Source organism: Actinomadura verrucosospora (assembly GCF_039540335.1).
GTDB classification, from domain to species: Bacteria; Actinomycetota; Actinomycetes; order Streptosporangiales; family Streptosporangiaceae; genus Spirillospora; species Spirillospora verrucosospora.
The window spans coordinates 84,096-110,891 of record NZ_BAABEV010000023.1 but is presented as its reverse complement, the minus strand read 5'-3'; the positions used below and the strand labels follow the sequence as shown (position 1 = coordinate 110,891).

Sequence of the window (26,796 nt, the reverse complement as noted above, 5' to 3'; positions counted from 1 at the left end):
TCAACCGCCTCCGGGCAGCTGGCCGAGCGTCACCTGGACCTGCTTCTTCGAGCCGTCCGGCTTCTGGATCTCGACCTTCACCGTCTGGCCGGGCCTGAGGTTCGCGAGGACGGTGGTCAGCGCCGTCTGGTCGGGCGTCGCGGTGCCGTTCACCGCGAGGATCAGGTCGCCCGGCCGGATCCCCGCCTTGGCGGCCCCGCCGCCCTTCTGCACCTCCACGACGGCGACCGCCGTCCGCCGTCCGGTCTGCGGGTCGACGATCGTGCGCACCGCCACGCCGAGCGCGGCCCGGCCGGAGTTCGACACCTTCCCCGACTCGATGAGCTGCGGGACGATCCGCTTGACCGTGTCGCTCGGCGTCGCGAACCCGATGCCGGGCGCCGCGGCGCCGATCTGCGGGTCGGAGGCCGCCGCGGTCGGGATGCCGATCACCTGGCCGTCCAGCGTGACCAGGGCGCCGCCGCTGTTGCCCGGGTTGATGTCCGCGCTCGTCTGGATGGCGTCGGCGATGGTCGAGCCCTGGAAGGCCCCCTCGCCCTTGGTCGACACCGTCCGGTGCAGCGCGGAGACGATCCCGTTCGTCACGCTTCCGGAGAGGCCGAGCGGGTTGCCCATCGCCAGCACGATCTGCCCGACCTGCGCCGTGCTCGACTCGCCCCACGACGCCGGTTTCAGCGACGCGCCGGCGACCTTGACGACGGCCAGGTCGTCGGCGGCGAACTCGCCGACCAGGGAGGCGTTCATCGGGGAGCCGCCGCCGGACGAGGTGACCTGGATCTTCTTCGCCCCCGCGACCACGTGCGCGTTGGTGACGATGTCGCCCTGCGCGTCGAACACGACGCCCGACCCCTCCCCCTGGTCGGTCTGGATCTTCACCACCGACGGCAGGACGGCGTCCACGACCTTCACGTACTGCTGCTGCAGGTCCGACCCGGACTCCGGGACCGGCGCCGACGTCCGCACCGACGCCGGACCCGGGTTCCCGGCCCGCCCGGCGTTCTCGGACCCCCCGCTGCACCCGGCGAGCGTCATTCCTCCCGCCATCGCCCCCGCCAGCGCCGCCGCGCACGCCTTCGCTCTCGCGCTCCTGTCCACGCTCCACCTCCAGAGGGCACCGTTCCCGCCCTCCGCGCGGCGGGCGCCGCGCCGCGCGCGATTTTGCGACGTCATGCCGCAGGCCGGGGCCGCAGATGATCTTTCGGGGGCGTCGGGCGCGCCCGGCCGCCCGCCGCAGGGGCCCGGCCGGTTTCCCGTGACCGGAGCCGGGTAGCCGTCCGGCCATGGCGGGCGCGAGCGGGCACCGGGGCGTCCCCCACCCCGCCGACCTGCGGATCGAGGCGTGGGGGCCGACGCGGGAGCGCTGCGTCGCCGAGGCGGTGGCCGGGCTCGTGGAGTCGTTCGCCGACGTCTCCGGCGTCCGCCCGTCCGGCGGCGTCCGGGTGGACGTGCCGCCGGGCCCGGACGCGGACCTGCTCGTCGCCGTCCTGGACGAGGTGATCTACCGCCTGGAGGTCGACGGCGCCGTGGTCCTGGACGCCGCGCTCGCGGGGGCGCCGGACGGCGGGCTCACCGCCCGGCTGGCGACCGGGGACGCGGCGGAGGCGGTGGGGACGGGCGCCGTACCGAAGGCGGTGTCGCTGCACGACCTGCGGTTCGGCCGCGACGCCCGCGGCTGGTCCTGCGCCGTGACGATCGACGTGTGACGGGCGCCGCGCCGGGCGCCCGCCGCGCGCCGCGCCCGGCCGGTCAGCCCTTCACGACGCCCAGCGGCACGAGGCGGGCGACCTTGCGGCAGAGCCCCGCCCCCTCGCCGGCCTCGACCACGGCGGACACGTCCTTGTAGGCGTCCGGCGCCTCCTCGGCCAGACCGCGCCACGACGACGGACGCACCGCGATGCCCCGCTCCTCCAGCGCCGCCCGCAATCGCCTCCCGTCGACGCCGCGCGCGGCCTGGTGGCGGCTCTGCACCCGTCCCGCGCCGTGGCACGTGGACGCGAACGCGGGCCCGCCCGGCACGCCCGTGAGGACGTAGGAGGACGTTCCCATGGTCCCGGGGATCAGCACCGGCTGGCCGGCCGCGCGCAGGTCGGGAGGCAGCTCGGGGTGGCCGGGCGGCAGCGCGCGGGTGGCCCCCTTGCGGTGCACGCACAGCCGCCGCCGCTCGCCGTCCACCACGTGCTCCTCGATCTTGGCCAGGTTGTGCGAGACGTCGTAGACGAGGTCGAGCCGGGCGCCCGCGACCCGCCGGAACACCCGGCGCGCCGCCTGGGCGAGCAGCTGCCGGTTGGCGCGGCCGTAGTTGGCCGCCGCCGCCATCGCGCCCAGGTAGGCGCGGCCCTCGGCGGAGTCGACCGGGGCGCAGGCGAGCTGCCGGTCCGGGACCTCGATCCCGTGCCGCGGCATCGCCGCCTCCATCGCCCGGACGTGGTCGGTGCAGATCTGGTGGCCGAGCCCGCGCGACCCGCAGTGGATCATGACGCAGACCTGTCCCGGCCGGAGCCCGAACGCCCCGGCCACGTCCGCGTCGTAGATCTCCGCGACCCGCTGCACCTCCAGGAAGTGGTTGCCCGAGCCGAGGCTGCCGACCTGCCGGGCGCCGCGCTCCACCGCGCGCTCGCCCACCTGGCCGGGGTCGGCGTCGGCGACCGCCCCCGCGTCCTCGCAGCGGCGCAGGTCGCGCTCGTCCCCGTGGCCCCGCTCGACCGCGTACCGCGCTCCCCCGGTGAGGATGCCGGTCAGCTCCCGCCGTCCCGGCAGGCTCCACACCGCGCCCTTGCCCATGCCGCGCGGGATGACGGGGTCGAGGCCGTCCATCAGGTCCCGCAGGACGGGGGCGAGGCCGGAGGCGTCGACGTCCGCCGCCAGCAGCCGGACGCCGCACGAGATGTCGAACCCGACGCCGCCGGGCGAGACCACGCCGCCCTCCGCCGGGTCGGTCGCCGCCACGCCGCCGATCGGGAAGCCGTATCCCAGGTGGATGTCCGGCATCGCGTAGGAGGCCTCCACCACCCCCGGGAGCGCGGCGACGTGGGCGACCTGCCCGATCGCGTTCTCGGCGGGCGCGAGCAGTTCCCGCGACGCGAACACCACGCCGGGCACGCGCATGGCGCCGGTCGGCTCGATCCGGAACCGGTAGGGGCCGTCCTCGACCAGGTCGGCGTTCACAAGGCGGGGCTACCCGCGGCTCCGCCCCTCATGCGCAGTTCACAGGCCCCCGGCACGCCGGCGGTCGAGGAGTTCACGCGTGTCATGCGGGTAGCGTGCGAATCATGCTCGCCGAACCCGCGCCCGCGCTGAGCGACCTCGCGCTCGGGCTGGTCGTGGTGGCGCTCGCGGTCCGGCTGGGACGGTTCCCCGCGCCGCATCGGCACTGGCGCAGGGCCTTCTGGTGGGCCGGGAGCGCGGCGCTCGCGGGGTCCGTCCACCACGGGCTGATCAAGTACTCGGCGCGGTGGTCGGGGCCGAGCTGGGCCGTGATCAGCGCCATGGTCGTCGTCGCGGTGTCCTACCTGCTGGCGGCCACCGTCGCGGAGGTGCTCGGCCCGCACCACGGCAGGACGTTCTGGCTGCTGCGCTCGGTCGGGATCGGCGCCTACGCCGTCCTCGCGGTGACCGGGCACGCCGGGGTCGGCGCCCTGCTCGCCTGCGAGGGCCTGACGATGGCGTGCATCCTCGCGCTCTGGGGCCGGGCGGCCCGGCGCCGCCACCCGATGGCCGGCCCGGTGCTCGTCGCGCTGGTCGCCAGCGGGGCGGCCGCCGCGACCAAGGCGATCGACCCGAGCGTCACCCGCGGCGTCGCACTGGACCCGACCTCGGTCTACCACCTCGCCCAGATCGTCGGCATGGTCCTGCTCTACCTGGCGGTCAGCAACCCGCGCCGCCCGGATCCCGAGCCCCGCGCCCTCCTCGGATAGCCGCGGGCCCGTCCGCTACCACGGAGCCCGCCGGGCGCGCGGCGCCGGACGGGCAGGAGTGTCCGCGGTGGAACATTCCCCTAACGGAGGTGTCTTCCTTCTGTGCTGAAGAGCGCCCTTTCGGACACGGACGGTCACCGTTAGCTTTCAACCCGTGATCCCGAGCCACCGTCCCCGTGGAGGAAAGCGTTCATGACGGCCATCGCCAGCGTCTACCAGCACGACGTCGCCACCTACTGGAACACCGAGCGCAACCCGGTCAACCTGCGGCTCGGCGACGTGTCGGGGATCTACCACCACCACTACGGCATCGGCGAGGTGGACTGGTCGGTCCTGGAGACCCCGGAGGACGCTCGCGAGGAGGCGGTCATCGCCGAGCTGCACCGGCTGGAGAACGCCCAGGCCCGGTTCCTGCTCGAACACCTCGGCGACATCCGGCCCGACCACCGCCTGATGGACGCGGGCTCCGGCCGCGGCGGCTCCAGCATCATGGCCAACGCCGCCTTCGGCTGCCAGGTCGACGGGGTGTCGATCTCCCAGGCCCAGGTGGACTTCGCCAACGGGCAGGCCGCCGAGCGCGGCGTGTCCGACAAGGTCCGGTTCCACTTCAAGAACATGCTCGACACGGGTTTCGAGGCGGGCGCCTTCCAGGCGATCTGGAACAACGAGTCGACCATGTACACCGTGCTGGACGACCTGTTCGCGGCGCACTCCCGGCTGCTGGCCCGCGGCGGCCGGTACGTCACCATCACCGGCTGCTACAACGACGTCTACGGGCTGCCGTCCCGGGCGGTGTCGACCATCAACGCCCACTACGTGTGCGACATCCACCCGCGCAGCGCCTACTTCCGCGCCATGGCGGCCAACCGGCTCGTCCCCGTCACCGTGGTCGACCTGACCGCCGACACCATCCCGTACTGGGAGCTGCGCGAGAAGTCGTCGGTGGCGACCGGCATCGAGAGCGCCTTCCTGGAGGCTTACCGCGACGGCAGCTTCCAGTACCTGCTCATCGCCGCCGACCGCATCTGAACCCGTTGACCCGGACCGGTCGCCTTCGGGCGGAGGCAGGTGAGCAGACCATGGAAACGAGGCACCACGGGTGCAGCGGCCGGCGCGCCCCCTACGGCTCGGCCGCGGAACCCCGGCCGGCGCGGCCGTCCGGGCCGGGCACCGAGGCGGCGGCCCTGCCGTCGCTGATCGCCGCGGCGCGTCCCAGCCGGGAGGTCCCCTACGGCGACCTCCTGGCCGGGAGGCATCCGCGTCCGGTCGGCGGCGGCGGGCCCGGCTACGTCGAGCGCGACTGGGGCGACGGCTCGCACTCTCCGCTCTACTGCCCTCTGCCCGAGCGCGCCGACGACGTCCTCGCCGCCGAGGTCGACGCCCGGCTGGCCTCCTGGGCGAGCGACCGCGGGTTCGACGAGCACGAGCTCGACGCGCTGGGCAAGGCGGCCTTCGGGCGCCTCGTCACCCTCGCCCACCCCGACACCGACGACCCGGACGCCCTGCTCGTCGCCGCGCAGCTGAACGCCGGATGGTGGGCGGCCGACGACTACTACGCCGACGACACCGCCCTCGGCGCCGTGCCCGCGCGGCTGCCGCAGCGCCTCACGCTGGTGATGTCGGCGATGGACCCGGTGCCGTCCGCCGGCGAGTTCACCCCGCCGCTGGACGAGGCCGTGGAGGGCGACGTCGTCCTGCGGATGCTCGGCTCGGCGGTCGGCCACCTGAAGCGCCACGCGTCCCCCGTGCAGGTCCAGCGGATCTGCTACTCCACCTTCGCCATGTTCGTGAGCTGGACGGCCTACGCGGCCTGGCGCGAGACCGGTGAGCACCCGCCCGCCTGGGAGTACCTGGCGGCGCGCCAGCACGACAGCTTCTACACCTCGATGACGCTCATCGACGTCGTCGGCGGCTACGAGGTCCCGGCCCACCTGTACTACGACCCGCGCGTCCGCCGCGCCGCCTTCCGGGCGGGGACGGCGAGCGTGATCGTCAACGACCTGCACTCGGTGGCCAAGGACGCCGCCGACGAGAACCCCGTCTGCAACCTGGTGCTGCTGATCGCCGCGGACCGGGGCTGCTCGGTGGAGGAGGCGACCGAGACCGCCGTGCGCCTGCACAACGACCTCGTCCGCGACTTCGAGGCCGGGCACCGGGAGCTCGCGGGCGTCCCGTCCCCCGAGCTGCAGCGGTTCCTGCGCGGGCTGCGGGCCTGGATGGGCGGCGGCTTCGAATGGCACGCCACCAACCCGCGCTACCGCGAAGGCGGCTGAATCCGCTGTTCCGGAGGTGTCCGGCGCCGGGCTTTACCGGACACCAGTGATCACCAGATCATGTTCGGTCGCACGGCCGGTGTTGACGGCATTACCACATCGAGTCAAGACGGAAGCCAAGAATCGTCCGATGTGCAAGCGTGATCCGGCACGGCCGGGCCGGCGCGCACCGGAAAAGGCCGCCTGCATTACTCTCTCTGCGTCGCTGTATCCGGGGATGAAGCGAGGCGCACGGTGGAATTCCGTATTCTGCGCAAGAGGCTGGGCATCCGGGCGGAGAGCGGCGAATCCATCGCCGTGCCCCACTCCGGCGCCCGCGGGCTGCTGGTGACGCTGCTGATCGAGGAGGGCCGCCCCGTCCCGGCCGACGTGCTCGTCGAGCGGCTCGCCGCCCCCTCCGGCGTGCCGGATCCGGCCGCGGCGCTCACCCGGGCCGTCGGCGCCGCGCGGCTCTCGCTCCCGCCCGGCCGGCTCGTCACCGAGAACGGCGGGTACCGGCTCGTCCTGGACGAGGACGACGAACTCGACCTGACCCGGTTCCGGTCGCTCGCCGCCCGCGCACGGCGGCTGCGCGCCTCCGACGCCGCCGCGGCGATCGCCGGCTACGAGCGCGCGCTGGGGCTGTGGGGCGGGGAGCCGCTGGGCGACCTGCCCGCCGCCGGCGCCATGGACGCGACCCGGCGGGCCCTCGTCGGCGAGCGCGGCCAGGTGCGCGAGGAGTTAGCCGAGGTGCGGCTCTCCCAGGGCCGGCACCGCGAACTCATCGGGCCCGCGCGCGGCTGGGTCGCGCAGGAGCCGGCGAACGAGCATCTGCGGAGCATGCTGATGCTCGCGCTGCACCGGGCCGGGCGCAAGCACGAGGCGCTCCGCCTGTACGAGGAGGCGGAGGACCTGCTGGCGCCGGGCGGGCCAGGGCCCGCCCTCCGGCGGACGGCCGGCCAGATCGGCCGCGACGACCCGGGGCTGGACTACCGGCCCCGTCCCGCCCTGGTGCCGCTGCCCGCGGACCGGGCCGCCGACCTGGCCATCGACACCCTCCAGGCCTCCCCCGCCCGCATCTACGACTACTTCCTCGGCGGCAAGGACAACTACGCCGTCGACCGCGCGGCCGCCGAGGAGATCATGAAGACGGTGCCCGACGCCCCCGCCGCAGCCCGCGCCAACCGCGACTTCCTGACCCGCGCCGTCCGCCACCTGGCGGCGCAGGCCGGCATCCGGCAGTTCATCGACGTCGGGACCGGCCTGCCCACGCAGGGCAACGTCCACGAGATCGCCCGCGACGCCGCTCCGGACGCCCGCGTGGTCTACGTCGACCACGATCCCGTGGTGCTCGCGCACGGCCGCGCCCTGCTGGAGGGCAGCCCCAGCGTCGCGGTCGTCGAGGGCGACCTGCGCCGCCCCGAGGAGCTGCTGGCCGACCCCCGGCTGAACGAGCTGATCGACTTCGGCGAGCCCGTCGGCCTGCTGCTGGTGGCCGTCCTGCACTTCGTGCACGACGATGACGACCCCGCCGGGCTCGTCGGGCGCCTCGCCCGCCGGCTGCCCTCCGGCAGCCACGTGGTGATCTCCCACGGCTACGACGGCGGCATGGACCCCGGCGACACCGAGCACTCCCAGGCCGTGTACCGCAGGTCGAAACTGCCGATCTACTCGCGCGGCCCCGAGGAGGTGGCCCGCTGCTTCGCCGGGCTGGAGATCCTCGACCCCGGCGTCGTGTGGGTCCCGCAGTGGGGCCGCCCGCGCCCCGCGGGGCCGGCGCCGGACCCGCGGTGGTGCCACTTCATCGGGGCCGTCGCCCGCAAGCCCTGACCGGTTCCCCCTCACCCCGCCCCGCAGGCGATCACGGTCGGCAGCTCGGCGAACCCGCGCACGTACGGCGAGTTGACCCGCCGGGCCCGGGCCTCGTCGATGTCGTAGTCGCCGGTGCGGGCCGCCAGCTCCTCCAGAGCGACCCGGGCCTGCAGCCGGGCCAGGTGCGCGCCGATGCAGTAGTGCCGCCCCGACCCGAAACTGATCTTGGCGTTGGTGTCGCGGTCCAGGTCGAAGCGGTCGGGATCGGCGAAGGCGCGCGGGTCGCGGTTCGCGGCACCGATCACCAGCAGCATGCGGGCCCCGGCCGGGACGATCACGCCGTGCAGCGTGAACTCCGCGGTCACCGTCCGCCCGTCGGCCTGCGCCGGGGCCTCCAGCCGCAGCGTCTCCTCGATCCAGTCGCCGATCCGCCCGAACGCCCCGGACGGCCGGTCCAGATGCCGCCAGGCGCAGTGCCAGGCGTTCGAGATCAGGTGGGTGGCCGTCTCGTTCCCGGCCGCGATCAGGATGAACAGCACCCCCATGATCTCGGCCTCGGTCAGGTGGTCGTCGCCGTCGGCGGCGTCCAGCAGCGCCGACGCCAGGTCGTCGCGGCGCCGCGCCCGGCGCTCGGCGAGCAGACCGTGGAAGTAGCCCACCAGGGCCGAGAGCGCCCCGCGGCCCGCCTCGGTCACGTCCCGGACGCCCTGCTGGTGGTGGACGATCGCGTCGGCCAGCCGCCGCAGCTCGCCGCGGTCGGACTCCGGGACGCCGACCAGCTCGGAGATGACGTCCATCGGCAGCAGCGCCGCGTAGTCGGCCACGAGGTCCAGTTCCGCGCCGCCCGGGCCCGCGCCGTCCAGCGCCCGGTCCAGGTGGCCGCGCGCGATGCCGCGGACCCGTCGCTCGAGCGCGGCGACGCGGCGCGGGGTGAACGCCTTCGCCACGAGCCCGCGCATCCGGGTGTGCTCGGGCGGGTCCATCGCGAGGAACGACGCGTGCGTCCGCGCCTCCGGCCCCCACACCGACGGCTCCAGCAGGATCCCGTTCGCGCTGGAGAAGCGCCGGAAGTCCCGGAATGCCGCGGTCACGTCCGCGTGCCGCGACAGGACGAAGAAATCCTCCTCGTCATTTCTGTAGACCGGCGCGTCCTCCCTCAACTGCGCGTAGACCGGATACGGGTCCTGTTGAATTCCGAAGTCGTACAGGCTGTACCGCACACCCATCGCAGCCTCCTACCGCCATCGAAAGCCGCACGCCGGTCAGCATTCGCTTACGGCGTCCTTCCCCCCAACCCCAGCACATCGCGAAGGGCGCCATGTGACCGATTACGGCCATCCGGCGGTGGACCGTGCCACAATTCCCGCGCTCGAATGGCCGCGTCACGACCGAAGGCGGCGGGACGCGGGCTGGGGCGGGCGGGGGCGCGGCGGGCGGTCAGCCGGCGGGCTTGTCGCGGAGGCGCCCGACCGGGTGGGGCCCGTCGGTCTCCAGGCGGTACTCGTCGCCGAACTTGGCGCGGTGCTCGTCGATGACGCGCTCCTGCGGCGGCCGCTCGGCGTTGATCTTGTCCTGGTACTCCTCGAAGCGGCGGTGCGCCTCCTGGACGTAGCCGGTGCCGAGGGTCGTGTAGTCGATCTGCGTGGCGAGCAGTTCGCGCACGTACTGCTTGTTCGGCTCGAAGGTGACCGGCTCGGAAAGCATGGGGGCGAGGATGCTCTCGGGGTCGCGGCCGTCGTGGCGGCGCATCAGGTCGCAGGCTATCCGCAGGTGCTCCAGCTCCATGTTCAGGTGCAGCTCCCAGATGTCCTTGATGCGCGGGTCGGACTCGGTCTGCATGAACGAGTAGTACAGGTAGCACTCGTTGTACTCGTGGTTGACGAGGCGCTCCCACCAGGTCTCCCCGGGGTCGACCAGCGACTCGTAGTGGGTGACGTGCTCCTCTTCGATGAGGCCGATGTCCTGGTAGAGCTGCCGCGCGATGGGCTCCATGTACATGGGGCCGACGTTCATGTAGAAGTTCATCGTCTGCTGCTCGGCCGCCATGATCGTCAGCGCGTGCAGCTTGGAGATCGGCGCGGCCGCCTCGCGGTCGTAGGGCTCGCGGACGTTGTCGAAGGGGTGGCGGTGCTGGAGGTGGCCGGGCCGTCCCGGCATCACCTCGGTGAGCTGGTCGACGATCTTCTCGGCCCGGCGGTGCTCGATCATCTCGTACAGGTTGGCGTACCGGTACAGGTGGTCGAAGTCCTCCAGCAGCCCGAACTGGTAGGCCTGCTTCAGGTAGGGGTCGGGCTCCTGGCGGGCGACCCAGCCGGTCAGGTCGACCGCGACCTGCTCGTAGCTGATGGTGGTCTCCAGCACCGACGCCTGGCCGGGCAGCAGCCAGTTGACCACCTTCTGCTGCTGCTGCTCGATGTTGCGGACCTGGGCCAGCTGCCGCTTGACCTCCAGGTCGGGGCAGATGCGGTTGAAGTGGTGGCTGAACATGATCGCCTCCACCTCGATGCCGTTCATCGCGATGATGCGGCACTTGGTGTAGGGATCGGACTTGTCGGGGTCGACGGGTGCCACGTCCAGCTGCGCCCAGTTGCGCAGCTGGTCGTCCAGCGGGATGCCGCGGTGTTCGAGCGGGTTGAAGGCCACCAGGCTCCTCCCTTCCTGTGCGGGGCGGTTCGGGCTGACGCCCGGGGCGCGTACCCGAAGCGATCCGTCCCGCACCTCCCGGCACCGTCCGATTCCAAGATTGGTCCGGCGTTGACCGAAGCCCGGCGGGAAGAAGCCAGAGCCACCGGTATGGGGCCTCCCTCCCTGGGTACGGCCCGCCGCATCGCCCACCCACCGCGCCGTTCGGCGCTCCGCGCCAGGCCGCGGCCGAGCGAGAAAGCGAGAGAGGCCATGCGGACCACACCCGCCGACACCGGGACCACCGAGGACGTCGTCGACCTGCTGCGCGCGCAGCACGGCCGGATCAGGGACCTGTTCGACGAGGTCATGAACTCCGAGGGCGCCGAGCGCAGGGACGCCTTCCGGCAGCTGGTCAAGCTGCTGGCGGTCCATGAGACCGCCGAGGAGGAGATCGTCCACCCCGTGGCCCGGCGCCTGCCCGGCGGCGACGGCATCGTGGACGACCGGCTGGCCGAGGAGCGCGAGGCCAAGGAGCTGCTCGCCGAGCTGGACGGCATGGACCCCGGCGATCCGCGCTTCCTCAAGTCGCTCGACAAGCTTCGCGTGGACGTGCTGACCCATGCCCGCGCCGAGGAGCGCTACGAGTTCGACCGGCTCAAGGACGAGCTGAGCCCCGCCCAGCTCAGGGGCTTCGCCGCCGCCGTCCGCGCGGCGGAGGCCACCGCGCCCACGCGCCCGCATCCCGGAGTGGAGTCCGCGACCAGGAACATGCTCGCCGGGCCGCTCGCCGCGGTGACCGACCGCGTCCGCGACATGATCCGCGCTGCCCGCGACAAGAGCTGACCCGGCCGTTCAGCGCGGCGGCCGGAGGTCCGTGCAGCCGTGCCGCTCGACGGCGCGCCCGGCGAAGGCGCGCAGTGCGGCCCGCAGGAACGACTTCGTCGGGGCGGCGTACTCGGTCGCGTCGACCAGGAACAGCGCCCGCGCGGTGTGCCCCGGGCAGCGTGCCGTGGCCCAGGCGCTGTGGGTGTCGAGGCCGGAATCGGCCTTCAGGCCGTAGCGGCCGCCATGCCCGCCGTCGTACCGGGTGGTCCGCAGCCTCTGCGCGTACGGGCCGTAGTTCGCCTGGAAGTGGTACGCCGCCGCGGAGAAGGCCACGGTCTTGCCGAGCACGCACTCCTCGACCGGCGCGCTCCCCCCGCCGTCCGTCCACTTGATCCAGTTGACCTCGCCCCGGTCCACGGCGGTGGCGACCGGGATGCCCGCGCAGGTGCCGCCGGCGTTCTCGGGGGCCGTCTCCCCGGTCGGCCTCGGCACGGGCGGCACCGGGCCGCCGGGCCTGGCGGCGCAGCCGTAGTGGCGGGCGGCCCGCACCGCGGTGGCGGTGACGAGTCGGGCGACCTGATGCGCCTTCGCGGGATCCGCGAGCGTCTCCTGTGAGGCCGCCGACACCAGGACGGACGCGGGCCGGTTGGCACAGGGCAACACCACGGCGGTGTTGCGCAGATCGGTGTAGCCCTCCCAGCCGCCGCCCAGCGCCACCGGCAGTTCGCCGGAGCCGCGGTGCAGCCGGGTGAAGAACGCTCCGGGAGCGCCGGTGTTGTCCAGCGTGTCGGCGACGTCGCCGATGGTGAGGCTGAGGTCGGCGACCGTGCACCGCTCCCATCGCAGGGCGTCGTCCGCGATGTGCTCGTCGCGTCCGAGACCGCTCGCCTCGTGGCCGGTGAGGACGGCGGACTCGGCCTCGGGGACGAGCCCCTGGCAGAAGCCGGCGAGCGCGTCCCGGTAGCGCCAGTCCCTGCCGGTGTCGCTGAGCCGGTACCAGGCGAACACGGCGACGGCGATCGCCACCAGCGGCACCACTCCGAACAGCCCCGCTCGCCGCAACCCCGGCATCCCGCTCCGCGCCCCACTTCCGGTCGGCCGCAACACCCTCCGGCGCACGACACAAAGCCCTCTTCCTATCGGCGCCGGCACCCGCCGTCAACAGTCCGCTGGGCGCGACGACCTCGCTGAGTACCCCACCGGACGGACCTGAGTAGCCGCACGGATCGATCAAGCGTCCGGGGGGCTGTTCACTGAAGTCGTGACCACAGAGAACACCGCTGCCGTCTCCCGGAAGCGCTCGGGCTGGCGCGTGGCCGCGGCGATCGCGCTCGCCCTGCTGCTCCCCGCCACCGCGCTCGCCTGGATCTGCGTGCTCGCGACCCCCGAGTACGGCCGGTGCCTCACCTACGGGGAGCAGTGCGATCCGGCCTCCGGCATCCTCATGCCCATCGCGTGGTGGTCCTTCTGGGCCATCGCCGCGGCCGGCGTCACCGCCCTGATCCTCCGCTCCTCCTGGACGGCGACCCGGCGAATCCACCCGATCCTGGTCACGGGACAGGTCGTGCTCGCGATCGTGACCCCGGCAGCCGTGATCGCCAGTGGATGAAGCCCGGACCGGCCGTGTCGTGTGACGCAGGTCACGGGAACCTGAACGTTCCGGCGAACAGTCCCCGCATGTGGAGATGAGTTTGCGTACCCGGGTTCACGCCGGGGATCCGGATGCGTTCAGAGAACTGTTCGACGAACAGGTGCGCTCGGTCTACAACCACGCCTTCCGCCTGACGGGGAACTGGGCGACGGCGGAGGACGTGGTGTCCCTGACCTTCCTGGAGTCATGGCGCCTTCGCGAGAGGGTCGACGTCGAGGCGGAGGGGTCGCTGCGTCCCTGGCTGCTGGGCATCGCCACCAACGTCGCCCGCAACGTGCGCCGCGCGGCCAGGCGGCACGACGGCGCGCTGGCGCGGCTTCCGAGGAGCGACACGGTCCCGGACTTCACCGACGAGGCCGCGGGCCGCATCGACGATCGCGAGCGGCTCGCCCTGATGCGCGCGGCGCTGGCGGCGCTGCGCGAGCCCGAGCGCGAGGTGCTGGCGCTGTGCGTCTGGTCGGGGCTCGGCTACGCCGAGGCCGCCGAAGCGCTCGGCGTGCCGGTCGGCACGGTGCGCTCCCGGCTGTCGCGCGCCCGCAGGAAGCTCGACGGCCTCACCACCGGAGGCGCCCGGCCGCCCGCAGAAGACCGGGAACCGCCTTCCGGCCACGGACAGCAAGAGGGTGACCGCGAGATCGCGGTCCGGTCCGCTCAGGAGAAGACCCGATGAATTCCACACCGATCCAGCCGAACCCGGACGAGCGTGAGGAGCTGGCCCGGCTGCTGCCGGTGCCGGCGGAGCGGGATCTGCCGGGCGACCGCCGCCAACGACTCCAGGAGTTCGTGATGAGCGAGATCCAGCAGGACCTTCGATCGGCCGAGCAGGCTCCGCGCCGCCCCTCCAGGCGGCGCCCCCTCCTCCTCGCCGCGGCGAGCACCGCGATCGCCGCGGCGGCCGCCGCGGTGGCGATCGGCGCCGTCGGCACCGGAGGGGCCCGGAAGCCTGACGGGGGCCCGGGGGCGTCGGCCCCGTCCGGCCGGCAGGTCCTGCTCGTGGCCGCCACCACCGCGGCGAAGACGCCGGCGGGAGGCGGCGCGTACTGGTACGTCAGGACGGTGTCCACCGCTCGCGAGGGCGGCGCCCGTACCTCGCTGGAGAGCTGGACCGGGCGCGACGGCCGGGTCTGGTGGAAGGGAGAGAAGACGGGCGGCAAGGTGGTCCCGCTGACCCGTCCCGCCCCGTTCCGGCTCGGCGGCCCCGGCGTCACCCTCGCCCAGCTCCAGAGCCTTCCGAGCTCTCCCGGCGCACTGAAGGCGCGGATCGCCGCCGGGTTGGAGCGCGGCGGCATCGAGACCAGTGCCGGCCGCCCCGACGCCGCCGCGCGGGAGCGCTCCGTCTTCGACGGGCTGCTCTCCCTCGTCTCCCAGCTCCCGGCCCCGCCGAAGGTCCGCGCCGCCGCCTTCCGCGCGATCGCCGCCTATCCGAACGTCCAGGACCTCGGTGCGGTCAAGGGCGGGCAGGGCCTGTCGATCTCCTTCGGCGGAGGAGGGGACGCGCACCTGGTCGTCGATCCGAAGACGTCCCGCATCACCGACACCGACTTCTTCGTCTCGGCGGACGGCGCGCGGGTCACCGTCCCCGGCGGCGCCGCGATCACGGCCGAGTGGACGGACCGGGCGCCCAGGTAGCGCCCCCCGCACGCGGAGACCGTCTGGACCTGCATGATCGGGGGATCATGCAGGTCCACGGGACGGGGGCTACTCCCCGGCGGTCTCCGCGGCCTCGGCGGCGGCGCGGGACTCGATGATCTCCTGCTGGGCCCGGGTGTGGCCCTCGATGATGATCCGGACGACCTCCTCGGGGTCGTCGGTGAGGTGGATCAGGTCGATGTCCTGCGGCGAGATCTTGCCGGAGGTCAGCATCGACTCCTTGACCCAGTCGAGCAGGCCGCCCCAGAACCTCGTGCCGACCAGCACGATCGGGAACCGGGTGATCTTCTTGGTCTGGACGAGGGTGATCGCCTCGAACAGCTCGTCCAGCGTCCCGAAGCCGCCCGGCAGGACGACGAAGGCCTGCGAGTACTTCACGAACATCGTCTTGCGGACGAAGAAGTACCGGAACTCCAGGCCGATGTCGAGGTAGTCGTTCAGCTTCTGCTCGAACGGCAGCTCGATGCCGAGGCCGACCGACAGGCCCCCGTTCTCGTCGCAGCCCTTGTTGGCCGCCTCCATGATCCCCGGCCCGCCGCCGGTGATCACGGCGTAGCCGGCCTCGTGCAGGCGGGCGCCGATGTCGACCGCGAGCTCGTACTCGGGCGAGTCCGGCTTGGTGCGGGCGCTGCCGAAGACGCTGACGGCCTTCGGCAGCTCGGCGAGGAGGCCGAAGCCCTCGACGAACTCCGCCTGGATCCGCAGCACCCGCCACGGGTCGGCGTGCACCCAGTCGACCGGGCCGCGGCCGTCCAGGAGCCGCTGGTCGGTCGTGGTCGGGGGGACGGCCTTCCCCCGCAGCATGGCCGGCCCCTGCCGGCGCGAGCGGGAATTCACTTCCGATGTCATGAGGCCACGGTAATGGGACCCTCCAGCCACGTGCGCATTCGTTGCTCGCACTCGGCGATGAGAGGGATCTCGACGTACTCGTCCCGCGTGTGCGCGAGGGTCGGCTCGCCGGGGCCGTAGTTGACGGCCGGGACGCCGAGCTCGGCGAAGCGGGCGACGTCCGTCCAGCCGAGCTTCGCGCGGACCTCCGCGCCGCTCGCCGCGGCGAACGCGGCGGCGGCCGGGTGGTGCAACCCCGGGCGGGCGGCCGACGCGCCGTCGGTGACCGTCACCTGGAAGCCGGCGAAGGTTTCCCGCAGGTACGCCTCCGCGTCGGCGAGGGACTTGTCGGGCGCGAACCGATAATTCACGGTGACGACGCACTCGTCCGGGATGACGTTCCCGGCGACGCCTCCCGAGATGAACACCGCGTTCAGGCCCTCGTGGTACTCCAGCCCGTCCACGACCGGGCGGGACGGCTCGTAGGCGCGCAGGACGTCCAGGATCGCCCCTGCCGAGTGGATCGCGTTCGACCCCATCCAGGCGCGCGCGCTGTGCGCCCGCTCCCCCGTCGCGGTGACCTCGACGCGCATCGTGCCCTGGCAGCCGCCCTCGATCAGCCCGCCGGTCGGCTCCATCAGCACCGCGAAGTCGCCCGCGAGCAGCTCCGGCCGTGCCTGCGCGAGGTGCCGCAGCCCGTTGCGCGCGGCCTCGACCTCCTCGCAGTCGTAGAAGACGTAGGTGACGTCGCGGCTGGGCCGGGCGACGGTCGCGGCGAGCCGCAGCGCGACCGCGACGCCGCTCTTCATGTCGGTGGTGCCGCAGCCGTAGAGCCGGTCGCCCTCCACGCGGGACGGGAGGTTGCCGTTCAGCGGGACGGTGTCGAGGTGCCCGGCCAGCACGACCCGTTCGGCCCGTCCGAGATCGGTGCGCGCGACGACGTTGTTGCCGACGCGCTCCACCGCCAGGTGCGGCAGCGCGCGCAGCGCCTCCTCGACGGCCCCGGCCAGGGGTTCCTCCCCGCCGCTCACCGACTCGATGTCGACGACCGCCGCCGTCAGGTCCGCGACGTCCGAGTACAGATCAAGCCCCATGGTCGAAGGTTATCTATCATCGCGTCCGTGGAGATGCCCGTACTGGAGTGCGCCGTCCATTGGGCGCGTCCCGCCGACGAACCCCGGATGCGCGACCTCCTCGACGACGGGGAGCGCGCCCGCTACGACCGGTTCATGCGCGCCGAGGACAAGGCCCGGTTCGTCACCGGGCGGTTCCTCGCGCGCACGGTCCTCGCCGAGGCCACCGGCCGGGCCCCGCGCGACCTGCGCTTCACCACCGACTGCCGCCTGTGCGGCGACGCGCACGGCAAGCCGCGCCTGCCCGGCAGCGGCCTGGACTTCTCGCTCTCCCACTCGGGGGACCGCGTCCTGCTCGTCGTCGTCGAGGGCGCCGAGGTCGGGGCGGACGTGGAGCAGGAGAGCGACCGCGACATCGACGGCCTCTCCCGGATGGTCCTCACCGCCGCCGAATCGGAGGCGCTGAAGGCCATGACCGACCGGAAGCGCGGTTTTCACGTCTACTGGAGCCGGAAGGAGGCCCTTCTGAAGGCCACCGGCCACGGCCTGGCCGCGCCGATGACCGCCATCCACGTGTCCGGCCCGGACGAGCCCCCCGAGGTGCTGGGCTGGGAGGGCGAGGCGGCCGTCTCGCCCGTCCGCCTCGCCGACCTGGACGCGGGCCCCGGCTACGCCGCCTCGGCCGCCGTCCTCACCGACCGCCCCCTCGACGTCGCCGAGTTCCCGCTCAGGTGTTGATGCCGTGGTCGCGGAGGATGTCGTTGAGGGACGCCTTGTCGTGGCGCTGCCCCTCCTCCAGCCGCTTGAGGATCAGCACCGCCGGGAGCCCGAACGTGCCTCCCTTGAACTCCTTGTAGCGGGTGCCGCCGACCGCGACGCACCAGTCGGGGATGCGCCCGCGGCTGATCTCCTCGCCCGTCTCCACGTCGATGACCGGCATGGACGCCGACAGGTTCGTCCCCGACCCGACGACGGCGCCGCGCCCCACCCGCGCGCCCTCGACGATCATGGACCGGCTGCCGATCATCGCCTCGTCCTCGATGACCACCGGCTTGGCGTTCGGGGGCTCCAGCACGCCGCCGATGCCGACGCCGCCCGACAGGTGGACGTTCTTGCCGACCTGCGCGCACGACCCCACGGTGGCCCACGTGTCGACCATCGTCCCGGAGTCGACGTAGGCGCCGATGTTGGTGAACGACGGCATCAGCACCACGCCCGGCGCCAGGTGGGCGCCCCACCGCGCGATGGCGCCCGGCACGACGCGCACGCCGTCCAGCCGCGTCTTCAGCGGGATGCGGTCGTGGTACCGGAAGTCGCCCACCTGCGAGCGCGCCATGCCGAGGACCTTGAAGCTCAGCAGGATCGCCCGCTTGGCCCGCTCGTCGACGACGACCTCGTCGGTCGCGGGATCGATCCGGGCGACGCGGGCCTCCCCCGCGTCGAGCTGGTCGACGGCGGCCACGATGGCCGCTCGGGCCTCGGCGTCGTCCGGCGTCAGCTCGGCGCGCCGCTCCCACAACTCGTCGATGCCGCCGGAGATCGGGCTGGTGAACGTTTCGGTCATGCCTCCTGAGCTTACTGGTGGCCATCTCCCAGTACTGTCTTCGCGTGGCTGTTTGGGCGAGGTTGAAGGCGCGCCCCGATGAGGGGGCGAGCGGCGGGCGCCGCCGGCGCGGCGTCCGCTGGGCCGCGGTCCTGTGCGTCGTCGTGCTGCTGGCGGGCGTGGGCGGCTACGTGGCGTTCCAGCGGATGCGCCCGTACCTGCACGGGTCCGGCTGCGAGGTGCGCACGAGCCTCGGCAAGATGCCGCTCGACCTGGAGCAGGGCGCGAACGCCGCCACCATCGCCGCCGTCGCGTTCCGCAAGCAGCTCCCCGAACGCGCCGTGGTGATCGCCTACGCGACCGCGATCCAGGAGTCGCACATCCACAACCTGCCGAACGGCGACCGCGACTCGGTGGGCATGTTCCAGCAGCGCCCGTCCCAGGGCTGGGGGACGCCGGACAAGCTTCGCGACCCCGTCCAGGCCACCAGCAAGTTCTTCGACGCCCTCGTCAAGGTCAAGGACTACCTCGACCGCGACCTGCACGACGCGGCGCAGAAGGTGCAGCGCAGCGCCGACGGCCGCGCCTACGCCCAGCACGAGCCCGACGGCAAGCTCCTCGCGACCGCCTTCACCGGCCGCGAGCCCGCCACGGCCCGCTGCTGGTACCCGCCCGACAAGAAGACGACGTCCCGCCGCCCCGAGGCGCTCCTGGAGATGCGCCGCGCCTTCGGCAGCCGCCTGAAGGTCGGCGGCCCCGGCCCCCTCAAGGCGGGCTCCCCGTCCGACCCGAAGTCGTGGAACTCGATCCAGGTCACGAACCCCCGCTCGGGCTGGGCCGTCGCGAGCTGGGCCGTCACCCACGCCCAGGCCTACGGCCTGACCGAGGTCCGCTACGCGGGCAAGCACTGGCAGTCCAAGGCCGGCCACGACGGCTGGACGGACGACAAGCAGGCCGCCCAGACCACCGTCATCGTCCAGTAGCTCGGGGGCCGCTATTCCAGCCAGGCCCCGTCGCGCATGATGACTCGGCCGCGCAGCTCCGGCTCGCCGCGCCAGGCGCGCACGACCTTCGGCACTACGCGCACATACAGATAGGGGTCCTTCTCCGCGCGCGGGTCCCATCCGAATTTGGCGGTGAAGGCCTCCGCCGCGTCTTCGGGCACGTCCCGGTCCGGGAAGCACTCTGCCTCGCCCTGGAGGAGCACCACGTCGAAGGTGTCCGGCAGCCCTAGCCGCACGCGGGGCTCCTCGCGGACGTTCCGAGCAGTCGCGGAACCGGCACCGGTGCACATCCACACCGCTTCGCCGTCCCACATGAACCACAGCGGCACCTGGTGCGGGCCGTGATCAGGGTGTGCCGTCGACACCCACACATCCCGCTCGCTGACGAGCCGCTCCAGGGTGTCGCGCCTACGTTCCGCCACCTGGCGGCCGACTATGCCCGTGGTCCGCATGAGCGCCGACCTTAGCCAGCAGACTCAAGGCGCGCATGAGGCGAGAGACCTACTCCCAGCGACCGAGAAACCCTCAGCCTCAGCCTTGTCGGCCTATCGCGGGCGTATCGAAAAGCGCATACGCCGCCGCAACAGTCCTTCGTCTTCGGTGGGGGCACGGACCACAGCGGTTCGTGCCGGGGGCCGTTTTCCCCGGCTTCGGAAGGCGAACACGAAAAGGAAACGCGTGGTGTCGCACAAGAACGTCCGCCCGCTGCTGAAGGCCGGTCTCGCCGCCGGTCTCGCCATGACGATGGCGGCACAGGCCGCGCCCGCCACCGCCGCCCCGGCGCAGGCCGGGAACGTGCAGAAGGCGATGGAGGAACTGGCCGGGACTCCCGGGGTCGTGGGGGCTGTCGGCGGGGCCTACCTCGACGGGAAGGCCGTCGGGCAGGGCAGCGGGGGCTCGCGCCTGCTGGACGGAGAGGGCGGACAGATTCCGGCGAACGCCCGCTTCCGGATCTGGTCGCAGACCAAGCAGATGGTGGCCACCGTGGTGCTGCAACTGGTCGAGGAGGGCCGGCTGGGCGTGGACGACAAGCTCGGCGACCTGCTGCCGGAGGTGGCGGAGAAGGATCTGGTGGAGCGGGCCGACGAGATCACGGTCCGGCAGATGATCCGGCACACCTCCGGCATCCCCGACTGGTACGCCGGAAAGCCGAAGCCGGACGGGAGCGAGGGAGACGACCCCGCGTTCGACGTGTTCGACTTCACGACCCCCTACCAGCCGCTCGATCTGGTGAGGTGGAGCCGCGCCCGGCCCCGGACCGGGGAACCGGGCGAGAAGTGGACCTACTCCAACACCAACTACACCCTCCTCGGCATGATCATCGAAAGGGCGACCGGCCACGACCTGGGCACCGAGCTGCACGATCACCTGTTCGGCCCGCTCGGGATGACCAAGACCTACCTCATGGTCGCGCCGCCGGACGGCGTCGTGGGGCCGCACGGCCACGGCTACTACCCCGACGCCGAGGGGAGGCTGCGCGACGTGGACCGGTTCAACGCCGGCTACACCGGCGGGGCCGGAGGGGTGGTCTCCACCGCGCACGACGTCAGCGTCTTCCAACGGGCGTTCAACCAGGGCAGGCTGCTGCCGCCGGAACTCCAGCGAGTCCTGACCGACCGGCTGCCCGGCGACTCGCGCCTCCAGGGCAAGCGCCGCACCAGTTGCGTCGACGATTTCTACATCGTGGGCGGGCTGGCCCCCGGCTCCATCGCCTTGACCTTCTACTCAGAAGACGGCCGCCGCCAGTTCGCGATGTCGCTCACCCTGAGCGCCAAGCCCAGCGCCGTGGAGTTCGACGCGGGCAAGGCCGTGGAGGCCGCCTTCTGCCCGTCGAAGCCGTCATGATGACGGCGTGGCCCCCTTTCCAGTTCGGAATGCCAAGCCTGAACAGGCCGTGCCCGCCGGTCGGATGGGCTACGACCTCGACGCGGAGCGGCTGCTGCTTCACACCGTCCAACCGGTCGAGGCGTTGGAGACCCTGCTCACGACGGGCACACTGAGGCCGGACCCGAAACTGGCTGAGGAAGCGTTCGCGGACGCCTACGCCTGGATCTACCGCATGATGGCGGCCCGCCTACCGACCAGCGGAGACGGCGCACTGTGGTTCTGGGCACGCACCCATCGCAAGCATCTGGTCGAAGCCTGTCGCCACTCGCGCGGCCAGGTGCTGCTCACCTGCCGGGTCCCGCGCGACCGGGTGCTCCTCTCCCACTTCGACGAGTGGCATCTGGTCCTGAACAGGGGCCTGGGGATGCCGAGGCGCCCTGGCGAGTCCGAGGACGACGCGTTCGCCCGCTGGGAGGAGACGTACGACGAGTTCGACGCCCGCCTCCGCGCGACAGGTATGCGCGACACCCCGATCCGGGAGTGGCCCACCGACCTGCGGAACGAGATCGAGAAGTCCTGGGAATGCATCCTCGACCGAGGCAACTACGGCCCGTTCGAATGCTGGCAGGGCACCGCCCACGCCCTGAACGCCGACGAAGTGCTGGAAGCCGTCCGGATCACCTGACCGCCCGAATCGGCCGAGCGGCAGCGAGACGACCCACGGGGCACACAAGGTCTCGGGGGTTGAAGGCGCTTCGAGAGGCGCAGGCTAGTCTTCGGCGCCATGACCGAGCAGCAGGAACAGCGCACCGTCGAGGCCAAGTTCGAGATCACCGACTTCGACGAGAGCGTGTACGAGGAACCTTCCGAGGGGCCCAAGATGACCCGGGTCACGATCCGCAAGCGGTACCAGGGCGTGATCGACGGTACGGGCGTCGCGGAGGTGTTGACCGCCCAGGGAGAGGCGGGCGGCGGTTACGTGGCGTCCGAGCGGATCGAGGGGACGCTCGACGGGCGACAGGGCACGTTCGTCATCCAGCATTTCGGGCTCGCCGACGGGGACGAGCAAAGCAGCCACGGCAGCATCGTCCCCAACTCCGGAACCGGAGGCCTGGCCGGCATCTCCGGCCAGGCCATGGAACGTGAATTCCAGGTGCTCACCCTCGCTTACACCCTGTAATTTCGCGGCGCACTCCAACTGGCGTACTAGGTTCGCCGGGCGTGGTCGGGGCAGAGCGTCTTGATCCACGCCTGGCCGGTCTCACTGCCCGGCTCGCCGCACACCTCGCAGGTGCGACGCGACTCTTCCCGGGCGGCCCCGAGAATCGCACTGACCCGGCTGCCGAGTTCCCGGTCGATGCCCAACTCCCCAGTGACGGGGTCGACGTACCCGCCCAGGTTGACGTCCAGCATCCCGTACTTCTCCTTGACCTGGGCCACCTGGTAGTTCGGCAGCACAGCGAGGAGTTCGGCGTGGGTCCGCATCAGGATGTCGCGCCACCCGGGCCCGACAAAGTCGAGGTACTCGGGAATCTGCCGGTCGGCCACGTTCGTCATGGATCCGATTCTGCCCCTAGTGCACCGCCGAGGCCCTCCCATTTTCAGCTCATTAGGGGCGTAGCGCCAAGCGCACCGCCCGGCATCTGCGGTCCCCGTTACCGGATGTCGTGGCCGGGGTTGGTCTGGTCGTACCGGTGCCGCGCCTCAGCGATGACGTCGCGATGAGTGAGGGACCAGTCGGCGAGTGCTTTGACCAGGTGGGTCAGACTGGTCCCAGTCTCCGTCAGGCGGTAGTCGACCTGGGCCGGGACGGTCGGGTACACGGTGCGGAGGACGAGTCCGTCGCGCTCCAGCCTGCGCACCGTGAGGGTGAGCATGCGCTGGGAGATGCCGTCGATCGCGCGCTGGAGCTCCCGGAAGCGCCGCGGCCCGCCCGCGAGTTCAACGACCACCAGTACCGACCACTTGTCCCCGATGCGGTCCAGGACATCGCGGATCCCGCAGTCCGGGTGGTCCGCCCGCCCGCAGGGATCGAGGGCCGCCGATGCGGCGGTTACCCCGGTGTGCGTGGGTGACATGAGACTGCCTCCTTGTGGCCGACGCGCGGGCAAATCAAGATCAAGCGTAGTTACCGAAGAGAACCACTACGGAAGTCGGGGACTGACATGATCTTGGTGACCGGAGCGAGCGGGAACCTCGGCTCGGCGACGCTCGCGGCGCTCAACGCCCGCGGCGCGAGCGCGACAGGCGGCAGCCGCACGCCCAAAGACGGGATGCGGCGCCTCGATTTCGACGACCCCACCGGCATGGACCTGGCCGGCATATCGACCCTGGTGCTGATCTCCGCCGGCTATGCCGAGGACGACCAGGTCATCGGGCGCCACAAGGCCGTCCTCGACGCCGCCGTCCGTGACGGCGTCCGGCACGTCATCTACACGAGCCTGACCGGCGCCGGCGACCACCTCGCTTTCGCACTGGCGCACCGCGCAACCGAAAGGCTCGTGCGCGCCTGCGGCCTGCCGTGGACGATCCTGCGCAACGGCCTGTATGCCGAACTCTTCGGCGGTCTGCTGATGTGGGCCGACGACGGGGTGGAGTCCGCGTTCGGCGACGGTGCTCTGGCCGCGGTCTCCCGCGCGGACCTCGCCGAGGCCGCGGCGATCATCGCTGAGGATCCGGCACGGCACAGCGGGCGCACCTACGACCTGACCGGCACGCCGATCACGACAGCGCAGGTGGCCGAACGACTCGGAGTCCCCTACCGCGCCATCGGCCTGGACGATTACCGGCGCCTACTCCTGAACGAGATGCTGGGCTTGCTGCCGTTCCAGCCGCCCATGCTCGTCTCGATCGCGACAAGCATCCGGCACGGCTTCCTCGACGGCACCAGCCCCGACCTCGCCCACGTCCTCGGCCGCCCCATCCGAGACCCACTCGCTACAGCCGTCGCAGCCGCCTCCACCACAAAACCGGCAGCACCCCAATAACACCGACCAGCACGGCAACGAGATGAGTCCTCCCAGCAATCACCCTGGGAGGACTCACACGCGTCCCCACCCAGACCCCCACCAGAAGGCCACCTCACCAGCCGCGCACACCAACCCGGCGACAGGAACCCGCCACCTGAAAGCGCTATTCAATCCTGGCGAAAACGGCGCCGAGCTTGTCCCAGCCAGCCTCTTCGACTCGCTCCAGCCTCCAGGTCTGGTTCCCGATGAGAAAGGTGTCTCCAGGACGGAGGATCAAGTCGCGCTCGCTATCGTCCTTGACGAACAGAGCAATCTCTGGAGGGCGGTCCTCAGTCCCCTTGCGCGCACCGACCAGACCGATTTTCATCTCGTTCTCGATGTAGGTCTGCGTACCCTGCTTCAGGCCGATTTCCTCGATCGCCATCGTCACTCCATTGTGGTGTAGGGCGGCCAAATGCAAGCCTTGAACTCTTTGACCGTCAGCGGGAGGGGCTCTTTGTCTCTCCAGGGGTTACGCAGGTGGAAGTTCCCCTGATCGTCAACCTTGGTGACCTCGTAGACGTGGCCGGCAACGAGCTTCTTCGGCAGAAGCAACTCGTTCTCCTTCAGCTCGCGGGTTCCCACCAGCACAGGCCTGCCCTCGGAGAGATGATCAGCGATTTCGTCCTGGAGCCGACGATCAGCGCTTCGCCCTTGACCATCATAGCCGGTGGGAAAATCTACCGTTCTGGCGGGACGGCCCGTGAGCTGTGTGAGAAGTTCGGCCCGATGTTCAGAACTGCTCCCCTGATTCAACCGCACATAACCAGTAGGCGCATCCCCAGGCTTGCCTTGCGCTTTCCAGATGCGGTTGACCCTCTCCTTGCGTTCAGTGCTCCACGTTTGATCCAGCCCGGCTATCGCCTTCTCCAGAACAGGCGCCCATGCCACATTCGTTGCCGTCAACGCAGCGAATGCGGGTCTACTGGGATCTCTGTCTTTGATCGGCAGTTCAGGCGTCACCGTGAGCTTTATAGACCGTCCGGTCGGCTCGTAACGCTGCCTGGACTTCGAGTACTCAGTATCGTGAAGGCGGACTTCATAGCTGCCGTCACCAAGTTCGATCACGCTGTTCCGGATGGCTTCGGGGTATTTCTCAGCGACTGCCCCAAGGGTGGCTATGATCCCGCAGTCCCCAAGCACTCCCTGTTCCGCCTGCTCCCGGGTGAGTTGATCGGAGAACAGTGGAACCCGGGTACCGTCAGCACGATCCAGCGGCGTACCATAGCGATCGGGAATGTTCTTCGGGTTTTCCCAAGGGTCCTGAGAGTCCGGGCGATCTACCGTACCCTTCAACTCCTCTGGCTTGCCGCTTCGGTCCAATTTGGCGGCAAACTGCTTTAGCCGGTCCGATATCCCGCGTTGGAGGACGACTTCCTCGTCGTAGTCGACGACACGTCCGTTATCGGAGGCTGGTTCTTCTTCCCCGGCGATCTTTCCCTTCGGGTCGTCTGTCACCTGATCGGAGCCCCTGGGGGCCGCTACACCGTCCAGCTCGCTGATCGGCCGCGCACCCAGGTCATTGCCGGGCACGTCTTCCGGCTGATTCGCGGACTCCCGAGCGAGACCTGCCCCCAAGTCGCGCGCGTCCTCGTTCCCCGTTCCGGAGGCGGGCGGTGGTTCACCGGTGCCTGGATTCTGGTCCTGCTGAAGCCTTGAGTCCTGCTCCTGCGGACGCTCGCTCTTCGAGCCGCCGTTCTCCGGTGATGGCGGCATGGGCTCGACGGCGGGTTCCGCGGGTTGCTGACCACCGGTGTCCGTAGTTTCGGTTCCTGGTGTCCCGCGCTCTTGCAGAGCGTCTTCGCGGGCGCGGGCGAGGCTTTCTCGGCGGGACGGCTGATCTGGGGAGCCTGGGTTGTCGGCCGGCAGGGTGTGCGGCCGTTTTGAGGAAGCGGGGTCGTCATGCGTCTCGGCCTTCTCGCCAACTCTCTCGGTTTGCGCGTCAGTGGGCTTGCCGTCACTCTCGCCCTGCGAGTCGTCGCTGCCCAGCCCCGTGTCAGGCTGCTCGCTTTCGGCGCCTTCCCCACCCTCGGTGCGCTCGTCGTCCCCTCTGCCCTCGTCCCGCTCGGCCTGCTCGGCCTGCTCGGCCTGCTCGTCGTGCTCGTCGTGCTCGTCGTGCTCGGCCTGCTCGGCCTGCTCGGCCTGCTCGTCCCGCTCGGCCTGCTCGTCCCGCTCGGCCTGCTCGTCCCGCTCGGCCTGCTCGGGTTGTTCGGCGGGCTTGGAGTTGTCTGCTTCTACGTCCTGTTCGGCTGCATCGTCTTCCCGGTCAAAGGTCTCGGGGCCTGTCGGCTTGTCCTTCTCCTCATCGGTGGGGGCGAGCTTGTCGCGTGCTTCCGTCCCCCTTGCGCCGCTGTCTTTGATCGCTGGCTGTTGGGTCTCGCTCTCCTGCGGTGCGGGTTCGCGGGCGCGGGCGAGGCTTTCTCGGCGGGACGGGTAGCCGGGAGCGCCAGGGTTGTCCGGTGGGGGCCCGGGAGGCTTGTCGGACGGCTTGGGCCGGTCGGTGTTCTCGACCTTGGCATCGGTCCTGGTGGGATGCTCCAAGCCCACGCTGCGCCCCTTCCACAAGACGAACCCACACCGGCCCGCGTCGACCCCATGCGAGCCTGGGTGGCCGATGCCGAGCGGGGCCTTCGGCCGGTCACACCGTCGTCTATGAAAGCGTGAATGCTCAGGGATTGCACGCTTCGTTGATCAGTGAGTCGTTCTCCTGTTTCGATGCCGCGGCTCGGACACCCTCACCACCGCCTCATCGTCGACCTCGCGAGATCAACGCTGCCGGATGGA

General features: G+C 71.5%; 28 protein-coding genes. 15 read left to right on the top strand and 13 right to left on the bottom strand.

The features are described 5' to 3' along the window. Positions 1–1,095 (bottom strand): S1C family serine protease, encoded by a 1,095-nt coding sequence (locus tag ABD944_RS24070; RefSeq protein WP_345180007.1) that lies wholly within the window; start codon positions 1,093–1,095, stop codon positions 1–3. Positions 1,096–1,280: 185 nt separating this feature from the next. Between ABD944_RS24070 and ABD944_RS24065 the strand changes: the two genes are divergently transcribed. Next, positions 1,281–1,703, top strand: coding sequence for an archease (locus tag ABD944_RS24065; RefSeq protein WP_345180006.1), 423 nt, complete (start codon positions 1,281–1,283; stop codon positions 1,701–1,703). A gap of 43 nt (positions 1,704–1,746) precedes the next feature. On the opposite strand, the gene ABD944_RS24060 is transcribed toward ABD944_RS24065, so the two are convergent. Further along, a complete protein-coding gene (locus ABD944_RS24060) occupies positions 1,747–3,165 on the bottom strand; it encodes an RtcB family protein (protein WP_345180004.1) in 1,419 nt (472 codons plus the stop codon). Positions 3,166–3,269: 104 nt separating this feature from the next. On the opposite strand from ABD944_RS24060, the gene ABD944_RS24055 reads away from it, so the two are divergent. From ABD944_RS24055 to ABD944_RS24040, 4 genes are all read left to right on the top strand, one after another. Next, entirely contained in the window at positions 3,270–3,914 is a 645-nt protein-coding gene (locus ABD944_RS24055) for a DUF6962 family protein (RefSeq protein ID WP_345180002.1), read from the top strand. Between the two features lie 192 nt (positions 3,915–4,106). Beyond that, positions 4,107–4,943, top strand: a complete 837-nt coding sequence (locus ABD944_RS24050; RefSeq protein WP_179843744.1) for a geranyl diphosphate 2-C-methyltransferase — start codon at positions 4,107–4,109, stop codon at positions 4,941–4,943. A 50-nt stretch (positions 4,944–4,993) separates the two neighbouring features. Next, positions 4,994–6,187, top strand: a complete 1,194-nt coding sequence (locus tag ABD944_RS24045; RefSeq protein WP_345179998.1) for a family 2 encapsulin nanocompartment cargo protein terpene cyclase — start codon at positions 4,994–4,996, stop codon at positions 6,185–6,187. Positions 6,188–6,421: 234 nt separating this feature from the next. Further along, positions 6,422–7,996: an SAM-dependent methyltransferase gene (locus ABD944_RS24040; RefSeq protein WP_345179996.1), complete on the top strand. Its 1,575-nt coding sequence runs from the start codon at positions 6,422–6,424 to the stop codon at positions 7,994–7,996. 11 nt (positions 7,997–8,007) lie between these two features. Here ABD944_RS24040 and ABD944_RS24035 read toward each other — a convergent pair whose 3' ends face one another. Both ABD944_RS24035 and ABD944_RS24030 read right to left on the bottom strand, forming a co-directional pair. Next, positions 8,008–9,204, bottom strand: coding sequence for a cytochrome P450 (locus ABD944_RS24035; RefSeq protein WP_345179994.1), 1,197 nt, complete (start codon positions 9,202–9,204; stop codon positions 8,008–8,010). A 211-nt stretch (positions 9,205–9,415) separates the two neighbouring features. Then, on the bottom strand, positions 9,416–10,621 hold the full coding sequence (locus ABD944_RS24030) for a hypothetical protein (protein ID WP_345179993.1): 1,206 nt from the start codon (positions 10,619–10,621) through the stop codon (positions 9,416–9,418). Between the two features lie 252 nt (positions 10,622–10,873). Here ABD944_RS24030 and ABD944_RS24025 point away from each other — a divergent pair, with 252 nt between their 5' ends. Continuing rightward, positions 10,874–11,446, top strand: coding sequence for a hemerythrin domain-containing protein (locus ABD944_RS24025; RefSeq protein WP_345179990.1), 573 nt, complete (start codon positions 10,874–10,876; stop codon positions 11,444–11,446). Positions 11,447–11,455: 9 nt separating this feature from the next. Here ABD944_RS24025 and ABD944_RS24020 read toward each other — a convergent pair whose 3' ends face one another. Next, complete coding sequence (locus tag ABD944_RS24020) at positions 11,456–12,499, bottom strand: hypothetical protein (protein ID WP_345179989.1); 1,044 nt, start codon at positions 12,497–12,499, stop codon at positions 11,456–11,458. A gap of 190 nt (positions 12,500–12,689) precedes the next feature. Here ABD944_RS24020 and ABD944_RS24015 point away from each other — a divergent pair, with 190 nt between their 5' ends. The 3 genes from ABD944_RS24015 (at position 12,690) to ABD944_RS24005 (ending at position 14,708) form a co-directional block, all read left to right on the top strand. Continuing rightward, a complete protein-coding gene (locus ABD944_RS24015; protein WP_345179987.1) occupies positions 12,690–13,037 on the top strand; it encodes a hypothetical protein in 348 nt (115 codons plus the stop codon). A gap of 76 nt (positions 13,038–13,113) precedes the next feature. Next, positions 13,114–13,749 carry an RNA polymerase sigma factor gene (locus ABD944_RS24010; RefSeq protein ID WP_345179985.1) on the top strand — a complete coding sequence of 212 codons (636 nt, stop codon included), beginning with the start codon at positions 13,114–13,116 and terminating at the stop codon, positions 13,747–13,749. Then, a complete protein-coding gene (locus tag ABD944_RS24005; RefSeq protein WP_345179983.1) occupies positions 13,746–14,708 on the top strand; it encodes a CU044_5270 family protein in 963 nt (320 codons plus the stop codon). The genes ABD944_RS24010 and ABD944_RS24005 overlap by 4 nt, the downstream gene beginning before the upstream one ends. A 69-nt stretch (positions 14,709–14,777) precedes the next feature. Here ABD944_RS24005 and ABD944_RS24000 read toward each other — a convergent pair whose 3' ends face one another. After that, positions 14,778–15,578 carry an LOG family protein gene (locus ABD944_RS24000; RefSeq protein WP_345179981.1) on the bottom strand — a complete coding sequence of 267 codons (801 nt, stop codon included), beginning with the start codon at positions 15,576–15,578 and terminating at the stop codon, positions 14,778–14,780. Continuing rightward, positions 15,575–16,651 carry a succinyl-diaminopimelate desuccinylase gene (gene dapE, locus ABD944_RS23995; protein WP_345179979.1) on the bottom strand — a complete coding sequence of 359 codons (1,077 nt, stop codon included), beginning with the start codon at positions 16,649–16,651 and terminating at the stop codon, positions 15,575–15,577. Before dapE ends, ABD944_RS24000 begins: the two co-directional genes overlap by 4 nt. Positions 16,652–16,684: 33 nt before the next feature. On the opposite strand from dapE, the gene ABD944_RS23990 reads away from it, so the two are divergent. Then, complete coding sequence (locus ABD944_RS23990) at positions 16,685–17,368, top strand: 4'-phosphopantetheinyl transferase family protein (RefSeq protein WP_345180042.1); 684 nt, start codon at positions 16,685–16,687, stop codon at positions 17,366–17,368. Here the strand turns inward: ABD944_RS23990 and ABD944_RS23985 are convergent. Then, positions 17,358–18,194: a 2,3,4,5-tetrahydropyridine-2,6-dicarboxylate N-succinyltransferase gene (locus ABD944_RS23985; protein WP_345179977.1), complete on the bottom strand. Its 837-nt coding sequence runs from the start codon at positions 18,192–18,194 to the stop codon at positions 17,358–17,360. The two genes, ABD944_RS23990 and ABD944_RS23985, sit on opposite strands and share 11 nt — an antisense overlap. 44 nt (positions 18,195–18,238) lie before the next feature. Here ABD944_RS23985 and ABD944_RS23980 point away from each other — a divergent pair, with 44 nt between their 5' ends. Next, positions 18,239–19,156 (top strand): hypothetical protein, encoded by a 918-nt coding sequence (locus ABD944_RS23980; protein WP_345179976.1) that lies wholly within the window; start codon positions 18,239–18,241, stop codon positions 19,154–19,156. Between the two features lie 11 nt (positions 19,157–19,167). Here ABD944_RS23980 and ABD944_RS23975 read toward each other — a convergent pair whose 3' ends face one another. Then, entirely contained in the window at positions 19,168–19,629 is a 462-nt protein-coding gene (locus ABD944_RS23975) for a pyridoxamine 5'-phosphate oxidase family protein (RefSeq protein ID WP_345179973.1), read from the bottom strand. Between the two features lie 229 nt (positions 19,630–19,858). Here ABD944_RS23975 and ABD944_RS23970 point away from each other — a divergent pair, with 229 nt between their 5' ends. From ABD944_RS23970 to ABD944_RS23960, 3 genes are all read left to right on the top strand, one after another. Continuing rightward, positions 19,859–21,022 (top strand): serine hydrolase domain-containing protein, encoded by a 1,164-nt coding sequence (locus ABD944_RS23970; protein WP_345179971.1) that lies wholly within the window; start codon positions 19,859–19,861, stop codon positions 21,020–21,022. A 49-nt stretch (positions 21,023–21,071) separates the two neighbouring features. Then, positions 21,072–21,689: a DUF3841 domain-containing protein gene (locus tag ABD944_RS23965; protein WP_345179968.1), complete on the top strand. Its 618-nt coding sequence runs from the start codon at positions 21,072–21,074 to the stop codon at positions 21,687–21,689. A gap of 99 nt (positions 21,690–21,788) precedes the next feature. Continuing rightward, on the top strand, positions 21,789–22,184 hold the full coding sequence (locus ABD944_RS23960; protein WP_345179966.1) for a DUF3224 domain-containing protein: 396 nt from the start codon (positions 21,789–21,791) through the stop codon (positions 22,182–22,184). A gap of 26 nt (positions 22,185–22,210) precedes the next feature. Here ABD944_RS23960 and ABD944_RS23955 read toward each other — a convergent pair whose 3' ends face one another. Continuing rightward, positions 22,211–22,561, bottom strand: a complete 351-nt coding sequence (locus ABD944_RS23955; protein WP_345179964.1) for a hypothetical protein — start codon at positions 22,559–22,561, stop codon at positions 22,211–22,213. Between the two features lie 98 nt (positions 22,562–22,659). Then, positions 22,660–23,082 carry a winged helix-turn-helix transcriptional regulator gene (locus ABD944_RS23950; RefSeq protein ID WP_345179963.1) on the bottom strand — a complete coding sequence of 141 codons (423 nt, stop codon included), beginning with the start codon at positions 23,080–23,082 and terminating at the stop codon, positions 22,660–22,662. Positions 23,083–23,169: 87 nt separating this feature from the next. Between ABD944_RS23950 and ABD944_RS23945 the strand changes: the two genes are divergently transcribed. Then, complete coding sequence (locus ABD944_RS23945; RefSeq protein ID WP_345179960.1) at positions 23,170–23,991, top strand: NAD(P)H-binding protein; 822 nt, start codon at positions 23,170–23,172, stop codon at positions 23,989–23,991. A 145-nt stretch (positions 23,992–24,136) separates the two neighbouring features. On the opposite strand, the gene ABD944_RS23940 is transcribed toward ABD944_RS23945, so the two are convergent. Continuing rightward, a complete protein-coding gene (locus ABD944_RS23940) occupies positions 24,137–24,397 on the bottom strand; it encodes a DUF6406 domain-containing protein (protein ID WP_345179959.1) in 261 nt (86 codons plus the stop codon). 2 nt (positions 24,398–24,399) lie between these two features. Then, complete coding sequence (locus ABD944_RS23935) at positions 24,400–26,559, bottom strand: hypothetical protein (protein WP_345179956.1); 2,160 nt, start codon at positions 26,557–26,559, stop codon at positions 24,400–24,402. Positions 26,560–26,796 lie beyond the last annotated feature (237 nt).

What these genes read in the sequence shown, in the direction of transcription:
- ABD944_RS24065 (WP_345180006.1), top strand. Translation starts at nt 1,281, where the DNA reads ATGGCGGGCGCGAGCGGGCACCGGGGCGTCCCCCACCCCGCCGACCTG.
- ABD944_RS23985 (WP_345179977.1), bottom strand. Translation starts at nt 18,194, where the DNA reads ATGACCGAAACGTTCACCAGCCCGATCTCCGGCGGCATCGACGAGTTG.
- ABD944_RS24005 (WP_345179983.1), top strand. Translation starts at nt 13,746, where the DNA reads ATGAATTCCACACCGATCCAGCCGAACCCGGACGAGCGTGAGGAGCTG.
- dapE (WP_345179979.1), bottom strand. Translation starts at nt 16,651, where the DNA reads ATGGGGCTTGATCTGTACTCGGACGTCGCGGACCTGACGGCGGCGGTC.
- ABD944_RS24025 (WP_345179990.1), top strand. Translation starts at nt 10,874, where the DNA reads ATGCGGACCACACCCGCCGACACCGGGACCACCGAGGACGTCGTCGAC.
- ABD944_RS24035 (WP_345179994.1), bottom strand. Translation starts at nt 9,204, where the DNA reads ATGGGTGTGCGGTACAGCCTGTACGACTTCGGAATTCAACAGGACCCG.
- ABD944_RS24055 (WP_345180002.1), top strand. Translation starts at nt 3,270, where the DNA reads ATGCTCGCCGAACCCGCGCCCGCGCTGAGCGACCTCGCGCTCGGGCTG.
- ABD944_RS23945 (WP_345179960.1), top strand. Translation starts at nt 23,170, where the DNA reads ATGATCTTGGTGACCGGAGCGAGCGGGAACCTCGGCTCGGCGACGCTC.
- ABD944_RS24050 (WP_179843744.1), top strand. Translation starts at nt 4,107, where the DNA reads ATGACGGCCATCGCCAGCGTCTACCAGCACGACGTCGCCACCTACTGG.
- ABD944_RS23950 (WP_345179963.1), bottom strand. Translation starts at nt 23,082, where the DNA reads ATGTCACCCACGCACACCGGGGTAACCGCCGCATCGGCGGCCCTCGAT.
- ABD944_RS23990 (WP_345180042.1), top strand. Translation starts at nt 16,685, where the DNA reads ATGCCCGTACTGGAGTGCGCCGTCCATTGGGCGCGTCCCGCCGACGAA.
- ABD944_RS23955 (WP_345179964.1), bottom strand. Translation starts at nt 22,561, where the DNA reads ATGACGAACGTGGCCGACCGGCAGATTCCCGAGTACCTCGACTTTGTC.
- ABD944_RS24020 (WP_345179989.1), bottom strand. Translation starts at nt 12,499, where the DNA reads ATGCCGGGGTTGCGGCGAGCGGGGCTGTTCGGAGTGGTGCCGCTGGTG.
- ABD944_RS23940 (WP_345179959.1), bottom strand. Translation starts at nt 24,397, where the DNA reads ATGGCGATCGAGGAAATCGGCCTGAAGCAGGGTACGCAGACCTACATC.
- ABD944_RS24000 (WP_345179981.1), bottom strand. Translation starts at nt 15,578, where the DNA reads ATGACATCGGAAGTGAATTCCCGCTCGCGCCGGCAGGGGCCGGCCATG.
- ABD944_RS23975 (WP_345179973.1), bottom strand. Translation starts at nt 19,629, where the DNA reads ATGCGGACCACGGGCATAGTCGGCCGCCAGGTGGCGGAACGTAGGCGC.
- ABD944_RS24010 (WP_345179985.1), top strand. Translation starts at nt 13,114, where the DNA reads ATGAGTTTGCGTACCCGGGTTCACGCCGGGGATCCGGATGCGTTCAGA.
- ABD944_RS23960 (WP_345179966.1), top strand. Translation starts at nt 21,789, where the DNA reads ATGACCGAGCAGCAGGAACAGCGCACCGTCGAGGCCAAGTTCGAGATC.
- ABD944_RS24045 (WP_345179998.1), top strand. Translation starts at nt 4,994, where the DNA reads ATGGAAACGAGGCACCACGGGTGCAGCGGCCGGCGCGCCCCCTACGGC.